The organism is Thermophagus xiamenensis (assembly GCF_900112795.1).
Taxonomy (GTDB): Bacteria; Bacteroidota; Bacteroidia; order Bacteroidales; family Marinilabiliaceae; genus Thermophagus; species Thermophagus xiamenensis.
Genome location: NZ_FONA01000006.1, coordinates 181,341 through 194,050 on the forward strand (window position 1 = coordinate 181,341; position 12,710 = coordinate 194,050).

The window sequence follows — 12,710 nt, forward strand, 5'->3', positions numbered from 1 at the left end:
AGTCCATTAGCACTAATGACTGTTGACTAATGACTATTGACTTCTTCTGCCTGTGCACTTCTGCCATTTACTTTTATATAAAGTTTCTTGTTGAGACAAACTTTTTTAGTCACTTTCGTTTCACTCCCAAATCAGAAATAAAAATAGAAACAAATGGATAATTGGATAAAAAAAATAATTAAAACCAAAGATTAGAATTATTGCTTTAAAATGGCTTATTTTGATTTTACAAAATAAAAGTCGTACCATCAACCCCCTGCTATTTGAACTTACGTTCATGTTGATAGTACGACCGAAAAATCGTTTTATTAAACTTATTTATCCAGTAATTTCTAACTGACTATTCTAAAAAACTATTGTCTAAGAATAGATAGTAAACAAATTAATTCAGAGTATGATCACAGCTATTACTTCTCAGCCTCTCTCATTTCTTGCAACTTTGCTTTTACCAAATCCTCACAATCTATACTTTGCGGTGAATTATATAAAACAACATTAGAACCCGTATCAAAAATATAAATTAATCCTTGTTCCTCACCAACGGCATTAATTGCTTTTTGTACCTTTTCTATGATAGGCTGTAATAATTTTTGTTCTTTTTGACTCAAAGATTGTTGAGCCAATTTGTTGAAGTTTTGTATCCTTTGATCATAATCCTGAATCTCTTTTTCTCTGGTAGCCCGAATCAAATCAGAAAGAGAGTCACGCTGCGCCATATAACTTTTATATTTTTCATCCAATTCCTTTGTCATGACCTCTAACTGATCCTGCAATTTTTTAGCCTCTTGCTGCAATTCTTTATCAGCATTAATTTTTTCAGGCAACTCTGCAATAAGCTTTTGCACATTTAAGTGTCCAAACTTCAACTCTTGTGCAAAGGAAGGGCATAACGAACCGGACCAAAAAAGAATAAATATAACAGTAAAAACTTTTAAAACTCTCATATTAAAAAAATCTAAATTATTAGTCTTAAGAAATTTACACTAACAAATAATCCCGTTATTATTCAGCGTTTGTTAGATTAATTAATGCCAAGCTTCTTTTTCACCAGTGGGGTAACATCCACACTTTGTTCAGATTGATAAACTGTAGCTCCGGAATTTTCTGCAAATATATAAATAAATCCACCTTCCTTTCCAACTTGTTGGATAGCATCTCTTAATTTTTCCAAAACCGGTTGCTGGAGTTGTTGTTGAGTTTGAGAGAGCTTTTGTTGCGTAGACTGATAAAAAGATTGTATTTTTTGACTGGTCTCCATCAGTTGTTGCTCTTTCTGTTGACGCTGTTCAGCACCCAAATTTTTACTATTTTCGATGTACTCTTGTTCCATTTTTTTATATTCTTCTTGCATGGTGGCCAATTGATTTTCAAGCTTATTATATTCTGCCTCCATGGCTTTTTGCATTTCTTTAAATTCAGGCATAGATTGCATAATTTCCTGAACATTGGCATGCCCAAATCTAAGTTCCTGGGCAAAAACACCGGCCGAAAGAAAGATAAAAAAACTTATCAAGGCGGTAATGGTAATTCTTTTCATAACAGTATTTTTTATTCTACTTCTAATTTAAAAATTATTTAGAATATCCAAGAAGCTCTAAAACATCATCACTAATATTTTGACGAGGATTTACATAAACAACAGCAGCACCTCCTGATAAATCAAAAACTGCATCAAAATTATCTCTTTCAGCAATTTCACGAATTGCGTTTGCAACTTTTTCTTGTATAGGCTGAAAAAGTGCTTGCTGTCGTTGTGCCATTTCACCATCAGGACCAAAATATTGACGTTGCAACTTCTTGGCATTATTTTCAAGCTGGATTATTTCTTCTTCGCGTTGGGCTTTCATCTCAGGCGAAAGCAATACGCTCTCTTTTTGATACTTTTTATACAACTGTTCTACTTCGGCATAAATATCTTTTATCTCCTTTTCCCATTTCTGGGATAATTGATTGAGCTGCTCCTGGGCAGCCTCATATGCCGGGATGTTGGACATAATATACTGCATATCTACAAAAGCATATCGCTGAGCCGATAAGCTTGCACCACACAAAATAAATGTGAGTGCTAATATTAATGGAAAATAATTTTTTTTCATTCGTATATAATTTATTTAACACATTGGTCGAATGGAACTCGCATGGCTTAATAAAATTTATACATGTTCTTTTGTGGCAAAAGCCGCCATGCTCGTTTCATCATCATAAAATTAGGTTAATTCATTGGTCTCTTAAAACTTAAAGTTTTTGATTAGTCGATAGTCATTAGTGTAAGCACCATTAATGACTATTCACTAATCACTAAAAAATTCTTCTGTCTTCTGCTTGTGCACTTCTGCCTTTTTACTACATGTTTTTGTTGTGGCATGCATTCCTGGTTATATTCATATTTTAGGATGATTACCTAAAAAACAAACACATTAAATTTTAATAGCTCAAGCTATAAACTGCAATATCGATATATGACAAAAACCAGACCAATTATTTACCTCTAAATCAAAAACTTTGACCAATCACAAAGTGGAAGTTACCACCATTTGCATCAGGACTTCCAGGAATTTCGTCGAAACCATATCCCCAGTCAATTCCCATCAGTCCGAATATAGGTAAAAATATTCTAACTCCAACTCCTGCTGACCTTTTTAATCCAAAAGGATTATAATCCCTAAATTCGGACCAGGAATTACCGGCTTCGGCAAATACCAAACCATATACGGTTGCTGAAGGTTGCAACGTAAGCGGATACCTTAACTCTAATGATAATTTATTATAAATGTTTCCATCCTGTCTTCCATCGGTTAATGGTGTTAACGAAGCATTTTCATAACCACGAAGTCCAATAGTCTCACTTCCATAATAACTATATCCTGACATACCATCTCCTCCTAACACAAACTTTTCGAAAGGAGATTTTTTGTTTTCATCATAATAGCCCAAAAATCCACCCTCCACTTTAGCCATCAACACCAATTTAAGCGCATTATCCAAAGGTTTAAAAACACTTCCTTTAAAAGTCCATTTATGATACTCAATCCATTTATACCTCTCTGAATCAGAAAGATCTTCACTAGAATAATCAATATCATCAAAATAACTATAAGGAGGAGTCAATTCAAGTCCTAAGGTGAAATTAGATCCGGTTCTAGTATATAAGGGATTATCTATTGAATTTCTGGAAAGCATTACTTTGAAACTCAAGTTATTACTATTCCCATTTTGCATTAAAAAATAAATCCAGTTTTTCAAATCATAACGTTGATAACTGGCTTGAGTATAAAATTGGAAAAAGTCATCCGGCCAACTTAACCGCTTTCCAAATCCAACGGAAACACCCGTCACTTTCATATGTTCATCCGGATCTTCCTCAAGTGGCGAATAATAACTTCCATAATAAGGATAACCATAACTACTGTAACCATACCCACCATAAATATTACTATATGGGTTACCGTAATAATACCCAGAACTAGTACCCGTTTGTATTGACCTGTATAATGAAACGCTAAAAGAATTAGGTTTTTTGCCACCCAGCCATGGTTCAACAAATGAAAAACTGTAAGATTGATAATATTTTCCGTTAGTTTGAGCCCTCAGGGATAAAGTCTGTCCGTCACCGGTAGGCAAAGGCCTCCAAGCTTCCTTATTAAAAATATTGCGCACCGAGAAATTGGTAAATTTAAGTCCAAGAGAGCCTACGAACATTCCTCCACCCCATCCTCCGGACAGTTCAATTTGATCGTTAGCTTTTTCTACAAGATTATATTCAAGATCAACAGTCCCTTTATCAGGGTCGGGAATAGGAACGGGATTAATATTTTCAGGGTCAAAGTGGCCCAATTGAGAAAGCTCCCTAACGGTTCTGATTAATTCGGATTTATCAAATAGTTCTCCCGGCTTAGTGCGTAGTTCACGACGGATTACATGTTCATGCGTTTTAGTGTTGCCTTTAATAATGACTTTATCGATGGTGGCTTGTTGCCCCTCATATACACGCATTTCCAAATCAACGGTATCATTATATACCCGAACATCAACGGGCTCTATATTACTAAATAGATAGCCATTATTCATATATAGATTATGAACGGCATCATCATCCATATAAAGTCTTTCTTCCAATAACGTTTGATTAAAGACATCCCCTTTCTGGATACGAAGTTTTTCACTAAGATATGGACCTGGATAAACAGTATTACCTACCCATGTAATATTACCAAAATAATATTTATTTCCTTCATCTATACCAATAACAATATCAACAGTATTATCTGGGTTTTTTGATATCGAGTCATAAACTACATAGGCATCACGATATCCATTTTCATTATACTTTTCAATAATGCTCTTTAGGTCATTTTCATATTCTTCCTGAACGAACTTTTTTGTTCGGAAAAAGTTTTTAAGCTTACCCTTTTCATTAGTTTTTTTCATGAAGCGGTTTAACTTGTTGTCAGAAAATACTTCATTACCTTCAAAACGAAGGCTTCTGACTTTAACTTTTTCTTTTTTATCCACTTCCACGTCCAGGAAAACATGATTTGGGTTATCAGGGTCATCTCTCTGAACAATCGTAACCTCAGTATTATAGAAGCCTTTTTGAACAAAATGTTCTTTTATATAGCGTTCGGCCCTATCTACCAGGTAAGGTGTTACCTGAGTACCTTTCATCATAGAGATTTTACTTGAAATGTCCTCAATTTCCGATTTTTTAAGCCCGATAAAATTAATTTCGGACAATCGCGGCCGTTCCTGGAGGTAAATATTAAGATAAATTTTATTGCCCTCAATCTTCTCGGCCGAAATTTTTACATCCGAAAAAAGACCGTATTCCCAATATTTCTTAACAGCATCAGAAATCTCTTCACCGGGAACAGTAATTTTCTGTCCAACTTTTAACCCCGAAAGATTAGCCAAAATATTGGGATCATTATTTAAATCGCCGGTTACTTTAATTTCGGCAATGATATATTCTTTGGGTTTTCCGGAATAAGAAATTACAGGAGATTCTTCCTGAGAAAAGAGAGATGCAAAAGAAAAAATCAAAAAAAGGTATACAACAACTATGCGTTTCAACATTACTATAAATTTATTTTTTAACCTGATCACTAATTTTACCGAAACGTCGTTCACGTCCCTGATATTCGAGTAGGGCTTTAAAGAAATGTTCCTTACGAAAATCGGGCCATAATACATCGGAAAAATACAATTCTGAGTAGGCAATTTGCCACAATAAGAAATTACTAATACGTAATTCTCCACTGGTTCTTATTAACAACTCAGGGTCAGGCATATCTGAAGTTTCAAGGTATCTGCTAAATATTTCTGAATTAATCTGCTCTATACTAAGTTTACCAGACAGAATATCTGCAGCCACTTTTTTAACACCCTCTACAATTTCCCATCTCGAACTATAACTTAAAGCTAGTACCAAAGTAAGTCCATCATTATGTTTTGTTTGTTCGATACAAGCCGATAGTTTTTCCTGGACATCGAGAGGTAAAGTTTCTTTACAACCAATAGATTTGAGTTTTACATTATTATCCATCAGGGTTTTGGTTTCGGCAGAAATGGTTGAAACCAGTAGAGACATTAAAGCATCTACTTCAGTTTTAGGCCGACTCCAATTTTCGGTAGAAAAGGCGTAAAGGGTAAGAAATTTTAATCCCAATTCTGCGGCAGCTTCGGTCACCTCCCGCACTGATTTTACACCATGCTGGTGTCCGAAGACCCTTGCATTACCACGTTTACGCGCCCAACGGCCATTACCATCCATAATAATGGCCACATGCTTCGGCAGTTTTTCTTTATCAAGCTGCTCTTTTATTGACATAGAATATTATAATTCGCACTAAACATTCACTGCCCGAAAGTTAATAAAACCCCGGAGCTTACAAGTCAAAATATAAACTGGCATAAAAAATAAAGCAGAATTCAATTATCTACAAATTTTTTCTATCAATATGACATTAATATCCAGCATTGCATGGAATACTTCTATGGAAGAGATCAATGGAAACAAATATTCCTGCAAAAGAATACCAATCATTATTATGCAACAAAGAATATTGGTCAAAACCATAAGGATCAGAAGGATCAATAGCTCCACTTACGGTCTTATCCAAATCATCCACAAATGTTTTTCTAAAGTTCCATTCCATGCCAATATGCATCCAGTCATAAAGTTTCCACTTTATTCCTATGCCGAACGGCAAAGATAATATAAAATGTGGGTTTTCAGAATTATCTGAACCATCTGAATTATATCTACGATATAAAGTTGAAGCAATACCTGTAGAAATAAAAGGGGTAAAACGAGTCTCTTCTCGACGATAGGGGTTGTCATATTCGAAAAAATTAATTTCCAGTTGGGCGGAGATATCAGCCATTGTCCTTTCAAAATGATATTGTCCAGAGGAATACCCCACCTGGCTAGGATAAAAAATTTCTGCGGCAGGATAATCGCCTTGAATATTAACCATTGTCAAAGCCCCCTTCAAAGCCAACCTATGATTGATCACAACACGCATTAATCCTCCTAGTGCAGGCTGAGCGCGATAAAACAGCTTTCCAGAATTAAGATCTCCCTGATAATATGAGGCACCCAAAATAAAACCTGCTTCAATTCTTTCCTGACCTTTAGCTCCTGGAAAAAATAAAATGAACGCTGCAGCTATAACAAAACAAATCCGATAACCGTTAGGCATTAAATTTTAGATTGAATAGGTTTATTCAAAAACGTAAACAAAATTGCTTTATTGCTGCCTTTTTTCTATTCGTAAAAAATTATTTATATCATTGGACGAATAGGAATTCCACCCTTCCTGCAAATGATGGAGCCGAAAAATTCAACTTCCGCCTTCTTGCTTTTGTCTGTGCACTTTTTTACATTATCTTGCGGCGACCAATCTTTTTGGGTCATGCTCATTCCATAAAAATTAATTCCTCTTATCAGCACCCCACATTAATTTATTCCGAAGCGTTGAATAAAAACTCTGGTTGGTTCTTTCAACAATATTAATAGTAAAATCAGCCTTTTTAATTTTTAATTCTGTAGATTGATCGACAACCACACTTCTTGAATCCAGTGATGCAAGAAATTTACCCCCTCTACCTTCTACTTTCAATGTAAGCTCCATATCATCAGGAATAACCAATGGTCTAACTGTCAGATTGTGAGGAGCAATAGGTGTTATTATAATACTTTGTGAAGCAGGATGCATTATTGGACCTCCAACGCTTAAAGAATAAGCAGTGGAACCGGTTGGAGTACTCACAATTAAACCATCTGCCCAATACGAATTTAAAAATTGGTCATTTAAATAAACATGAATAGTAATCATGGATGAACTATCCTGCTTATGAACTGCTAGTTCATTAAGAGCAAAGTTAAAGTCCCCTATTAATTTTTTTGGGGATGTCAATTCCAATAAAGTCAGCTTCTTAACCTCGAATAATCCCTTTTCAATTTCATAAAGAGCTGCAGGTAATTCATGACGTGAAATATCAGCCAAAAAACCCAACCTTCCACTATTTATACCCACCACAGGAATGCCAGTATCCCTAACAAAGGTTACGGCTTGCAAAAAGGTGCCATCACCACCTATACTAAATACCATATCAACCATAGGCAATTCATACGGAGATGAAAAAAAACCTTTAACTTCAGGCTTTAAATTAACTTTTTCAAATAAAAAGTCATAAAACGGCTTGTAGATGTAAATCTTTATAGATTTTTGATGCAAATAATCAAATAATTGGTGACAATTGTTGTAAAAAACCTCCCCAAAACTTTTTCCAAATATGGCTATTTTCATCAGTATAAAATTTATCTAATTCATTGGTCTAATGAACTTAAAATTAGTAATTTAGTGGTTAGGCATTAGTTAAGGCCTAATGACTGTTGACTAAAAACTTCTTCTGCCTTCTGCCTGAGCACTTCTGCCTATATATTTTTTTATGAGACAAATCTTCTTGGTCATGCTCGTTTCATTCATATAAAATCTGTTTAACTCATTGGCCGAATGAAACTAGCATGACAAAGTGTTTTATACATACTTATGTGGCAATCCTATAAAGTCATGCACACTTCATTTTTAAAAACGAAGATACATAATTAGACAAGAAATTTGCCTCAGATGCTGAGGTATTTCATGAGCGCCTCGAAATTACGTCGAGTAGTATCATCAACTTTGGGGTCGCTAACATAAGTAGATTTAATCTTATAACCATACCTTTCAAAAGCATTAACCACAACCGAAATGTCTACCCTATTAAGCTTGATAGTAATTTTAAATTGCTCACCCACCTGTGGTTGGGACACATATAAACTCAAAATCTTTGCATCAGAATCTTCAACAATCCGAGATATTTCGGAAAGAGCGTAGTCACGAGGTTCTACTTGAATCTCAATAATTCCTCCCGGTGTTTGTGCGGCAATTAATTCGGAGAATTTAAGCAACAAATCATTTTGGGTAATAACTCCAAGATATTCTTTATTGTTGCTAAGCACAGGAACTAGAGTTAGTTTTAAACGAGCAGTAATTTCTATTACATCATAAATATGTTGGTACTCGAAGACATACGGTTGAGCAAGAGATAACTTATGATTGCCTAAAGGTTCATCTGTCGCATTTAAATCGTAAATATCTGTATCAGAAATCAGTCCTAAAAAAACCTTATTGTTTACAATAGGAAGATGTGAAACTCTAAAGACCTCCATCCAGTTTAAGGCATCAGCCCCTGTATCGGATGTCTTTAATGAAGGAACAATGTCAGATATCAATTCTTTCGCCAACATAAAAATGCGCTTTCACGAAATACTTTGTAAATTTACACTCTTAAAATAAAATGAGCGATGTTAAAGAATCTCTTTCGGTGAAAATTACAGCCAATATTTTAAACATACAAGCCATTCATCTGTTTTATTTTTCATTTTATTAATTTCTTAGTTGTATTAGTCTATGACAAAATTAAGCGTAAACATCAATAAAATAGCAACCCTGCGGAACTCGCGAGGTGGAAATATCCCGGACGTATTAAAAGCAGCTATTGATGTCCAAAAATTTGGAGCTGACGGTGTTACAGTACACCCGCGCCCTGACGAACGTCACATAAGATATAAAGACGTTCATGAAATTCGGCCCATCATTCAAACTGAACTCAATATAGAAGGCTATCCTTCACCCAAATTCATAGATTTAGTTAAAACTGTACGTCCCCATCAGGTGACGCTTGTTCCTGATCCGCCTGACGCTATTACTTCTAATTCAGGCTGGGATACCATTAACAACCTTTCTTTTCTTCAAGACATTATTGGCGAACTTAAAGAATACGGCATCCGTACATCTATATTTGTCGACCCTAATCCTGATATTATTATCAATGCGGCAAAAACCAATACCGATCGAATAGAACTCTATACAGAGCCTTACGCCGCTCTTTATCCCAAAGATCGGGAAAAAGCCATTGCGCCTTTTGTAGAAGCTGCAACTATTGCTCGAGATATGGGACTCAAAATTAATGCCGGTCATGACCTCAACTTACAGAATCTGAAATTTTTTAATGAAAGAATTCCTTTTATCAAGGAAGTTTCTATTGGGCATGCCCTAATTAGCGATGCCCTCTATTTTGGACTAGAAGTAACAATTAACAAATACAAACAATTACTCATCAAAGATTAAAAATGGAACTTTTTTTTAGGGAAAAAGGACAAGGCGAAAAAAATATAATAGTTGTTCATGGACTTTATGGTTCGTCAGATAATTGGCTATCCATTGCCAAAAGTTTTGAAAGTAAATATAGAATAATATTGGTTGATCAACGAAACCATGGACGTTCACCCCACAGCCCAGAACACACATATGACGCCATGTCAAAAGATCTATATGAACTATTTACCAAACTTAACCTTAAAAAAGCAATCCTTTTGGGTCATAGTATGGGTGGTAAAACGGTAATGCGTTTCTGTTTGGACTATCCTGAAATGATCGAAAAATTGGTCGTATTGGATATTGCACCCAAATCTTACCGTTCTTTTTCAAATTATGCCGAGGTGACCGCCGATCATCAAAAAATTGTTAAGGAATTAATGTCATTAAATCCCTCTCAATACAAAGATCGTAGGGAAATTGACCAGGTGCTCAAAAAGTCATTTCCCTCAATAGCATTAAGGGCTTTCCTAATGAAAAATTTAAAAAGAGATGATAACGGCCAATTTTTCTGGCAATTAAACTTGGAGGCCTTAAAAAACAATATGAACGAAATTATGGATGGATTTTCCCAATTGACCCCAACCAACAAAAAAATGCCTGAAACCATTTTTATCAGAGGAGAGAAATCTCCTTATATCCATGATGAGGATATCCTGGTGATTAATAAATTTTTTCCCGGCTCACAGGTGGTTACTATCCCTGAAGCCGGACATTGGGTACATGCCGAAAAACCTGAGTTGTTTACTAAAACGGTTCAGTACTTTATCGACGATTAAAAGCTGATTGACTAGACTATAGATCACTACAGCGAATAAAGAGTGGTCAGGCAGCTCTGGCAGCGTACTAATTCTTTTTAAAAAAAGGGGTTCAAACAAAACAACCATTCGTTGTTAAAGAAATTTATAATGTATCAAACCGAAATCACGTTCTCAGGATCCAATAACTCTTCTCCTTTAAGTCTTAAGAAAAGTTGTACAGTTGCAAAAACATCTTTTTCACAGTATCTGGCGATTCGTTCCACATCATTTTCTTCGTAATAAACCCGTGCCACATCGCTTCCATCAATATCGTCTTTTGGAGAAGGAATGCCCAAAATATGAGTTAATAAGTTAAGAGAGGTATAATGTTTATAATCGCCAAACTTCCACAAATCCAGGGTATCAATAAATTTAACCTCCCATGGTTTTTTGCCAGCAACATCTAAAATATCCGGTAAAGGTATACCATTTATAATCATTCTTCGGGCAATATATGGAAAATCAAATTCTTTAACATTGTGGCCACAAATATTAGTGCCTGGCTTGGAGGTAAAACTATTCAATGCGGCAGCAAAATTTTGAAGCAATTCTTTTTCATTATGTCCGAAAAAAGATTTCACCCTTAATGTTCGAACTCCCATTTCGGGTTTAATAATTCCGGCGGAGATGCATACAATCTTTCCAAATTCGGCATATATTCCTGCTCTTACATAATCTTCGTCAGGCGGGACATCACCACCCGAAGTTTTTTTCGACTTATTAATCCACAACGCTTGCATTGTTTCGTCTAATTGTTCGAAACTTTTTTGTTGTGGTACAGTTTCAATATCTATATACATTAACTTTTCGGCGGGAATATCATTCAACATGGCTCCATGTTTTTAAATTATTTTTCTTTAAAAAATCCAATAGTCTCAGCTTCTATCACTATTAAGAATTGAAATGTTTCAGCATATAAGGTTCCTACGCAAAATAATAATTTTTTTGACGTGACCGGCCTCTGACCATAAAAAAGAAAAACTCAATAGCCATGTTTTTTGTATTTTTACATGACGTTTCAAACAGGTTTTATTTCAAAGATTAAAATATATTTTATCTAATCCGGTATCAATAGCAATGATCAATATATTAATTAGAAAAATCAACAATAACACAATTATCTATGTTAAAACACGTTGTTCTTTTTAAATTTAAAGAGTCATTAGACGAATCTACCAAGAAAAGCCGAAGCCAAGAAATTAAAACAGCCTTAGAAAGTCTTTATGAAAAAATTGAGGTTTTAAAAGGCATAGAGGTTGGTCTAAATTGTAATGCTGATGAAAAATACGATCTAGCTCTCATTACTGAATTCGAGAACATGAAGGATCTAAAAACCTATGCTACCCATCCGGAACATCTGAAGGTACTAGCCTTGATAAAGGAAATAGTGGAAAAACGCGCTTGCGTTGATTATTTAACTTGAAAGGGCTTCATCCCAAAAACCATATAAAAAGCATGACCAAATCACAATCTTTTGGTCATGCTCGTATCATTCGTATAAAATTCACTTATTTTATTAATTATGATTCTTAAAATTAGTGATTTGTGGTTAGTCAACAGTCATTAGTAATCAACACTAATGACTTATGACTAATTCACTAAAAACTTCTTCTGCCTGTGCACTTCTGCCTCTGTATTTTTATACATATCCTTTTGTGGCAAAAGTCGCCAAGCTCGTTTCATTTATTTAGGGAAATTCCGAAAATACTCTATTTCTTTGACGGAAAAGCTATTATCACTATCTTTGAGCAAACAAAAAACCCCGAAATTAGGCACATTTGCCTAAAAACGGGGTTCAAAATTCTTCAAGCGGTGATAAAGGTACAAAGAATTCCGAATTTTCAAGCGACACTTCCGTTATTTTCTGTTGAAGATAAATTTCATTTACTCTACAATCAGTTTTTACAGACAGACCTTGGAAAGATATACACAGCCATTCCGTGGGACGCTCTGGTACGAATATTTAAGTTGCAAGAAAACAAGAAAGGACCGGCCAGTATATTTTCCCCCCGAGGGAAAATAGCGTTAATGTTTCTTAAACATTATTCGGGCTGTTCAGATAAAAGGCTGATAGAGCAGTTCAATGGAAATATCTATTATCAATTTTTTTGCCAGACCTTTCTTGAGAAAGGCGAGTATATAAAAAACTACAAGATAGTAAGCCAAATCCGTTGTGAGATATCGAAAAAACTGGATATCAAGGAAA

At 35.0% G+C, this 12,710-nt stretch carries 13 protein-coding genes; 4 read left to right on the forward strand and 9 right to left on the reverse strand.

Annotated elements, in window-relative coordinates; translation table 11 throughout:
* Window positions 1-407 precede the first annotated feature (407 nt).
* From BM130_RS05210 to BM130_RS05245, 8 genes are all read right to left on the reverse strand, one after another.
* Window positions 408-944 carry an OmpH/Skp family outer membrane protein gene (locus BM130_RS05210; protein WP_010527350.1) on the reverse strand — a complete coding sequence of 179 codons (537 nt, stop codon included), beginning with the start codon at window positions 942-944 and terminating at the stop codon, window positions 408-410.
* Between the two features lie 77 nt (window positions 945-1,021).
* Window positions 1,022-1,537, reverse strand: coding sequence for an OmpH/Skp family outer membrane protein (locus tag BM130_RS05215; RefSeq protein ID WP_010527349.1), 516 nt, complete (start codon window positions 1,535-1,537; stop codon window positions 1,022-1,024).
* 34 nt (window positions 1,538-1,571) lie between these two features.
* Window positions 1,572-2,096, reverse strand: a complete 525-nt coding sequence (locus tag BM130_RS05220) for an OmpH/Skp family outer membrane protein (protein ID WP_010527348.1) — start codon at window positions 2,094-2,096, stop codon at window positions 1,572-1,574.
* Window positions 2,097-2,493: 397 nt separating this feature from the next.
* Window positions 2,494-5,073: an outer membrane protein assembly factor BamA gene (bamA, locus tag BM130_RS05225; protein WP_010527347.1), complete on the reverse strand. Its 2,580-nt coding sequence runs from the start codon at window positions 5,071-5,073 to the stop codon at window positions 2,494-2,496.
* Between the two features lie 10 nt (window positions 5,074-5,083).
* Window positions 5,084-5,827 (reverse strand): undecaprenyl pyrophosphate synthase, encoded by a 744-nt coding sequence (gene uppS / locus BM130_RS05230; protein ID WP_010527346.1) that lies wholly within the window; start codon window positions 5,825-5,827, stop codon window positions 5,084-5,086.
* A gap of 136 nt (window positions 5,828-5,963) precedes the next feature.
* Window positions 5,964-6,701 carry a type IX secretion system protein PorG gene (gene porG / locus BM130_RS05235; protein WP_010527345.1) on the reverse strand — a complete coding sequence of 246 codons (738 nt, stop codon included), beginning with the start codon at window positions 6,699-6,701 and terminating at the stop codon, window positions 5,964-5,966.
* Window positions 6,702-6,932: 231 nt separating this feature from the next.
* Window positions 6,933-7,811 (reverse strand): NAD kinase, encoded by an 879-nt coding sequence (locus tag BM130_RS05240; RefSeq protein ID WP_010527344.1) that lies wholly within the window; start codon window positions 7,809-7,811, stop codon window positions 6,933-6,935.
* Between the two features lie 317 nt (window positions 7,812-8,128).
* A complete protein-coding gene (locus tag BM130_RS05245) occupies window positions 8,129-8,794 on the reverse strand; it encodes a CBS domain-containing protein (protein WP_010527343.1) in 666 nt (221 codons plus the stop codon).
* A 163-nt stretch (window positions 8,795-8,957) separates the two neighbouring features.
* On the opposite strand from BM130_RS05245, the gene BM130_RS05250 reads away from it, so the two are divergent.
* Entirely contained in the window at window positions 8,958-9,677 is a 720-nt protein-coding gene (locus tag BM130_RS05250) for a pyridoxine 5'-phosphate synthase (protein ID WP_010527342.1), read from the forward strand.
* 2 nt (window positions 9,678-9,679) lie between these two features.
* Window positions 9,680-10,483, forward strand: a complete 804-nt coding sequence (locus BM130_RS05255; protein WP_010527341.1) for an alpha/beta fold hydrolase — start codon at window positions 9,680-9,682, stop codon at window positions 10,481-10,483.
* Window positions 10,484-10,617: 134 nt separating this feature from the next.
* Here the strand turns inward: BM130_RS05255 and BM130_RS05260 are convergent, their stop codons facing one another.
* A complete protein-coding gene (locus BM130_RS05260) occupies window positions 10,618-11,334 on the reverse strand; it encodes a 3'-5' exonuclease (RefSeq protein WP_010527340.1) in 717 nt (238 codons plus the stop codon).
* 293 nt (window positions 11,335-11,627) lie between these two features.
* Here BM130_RS05260 and BM130_RS05265 point away from each other — a divergent pair, with 293 nt between their 5' ends.
* A complete protein-coding gene (locus tag BM130_RS05265) occupies window positions 11,628-11,927 on the forward strand; it encodes a Dabb family protein (RefSeq protein WP_010527339.1) in 300 nt (99 codons plus the stop codon).
* Window positions 11,928-12,316: 389 nt separating this feature from the next.
* The coding region (locus BM130_RS05270) for a transposase (RefSeq protein ID WP_139217719.1) at window positions 12,317-12,710 on the forward strand (394 nt) is incomplete at its 3' end.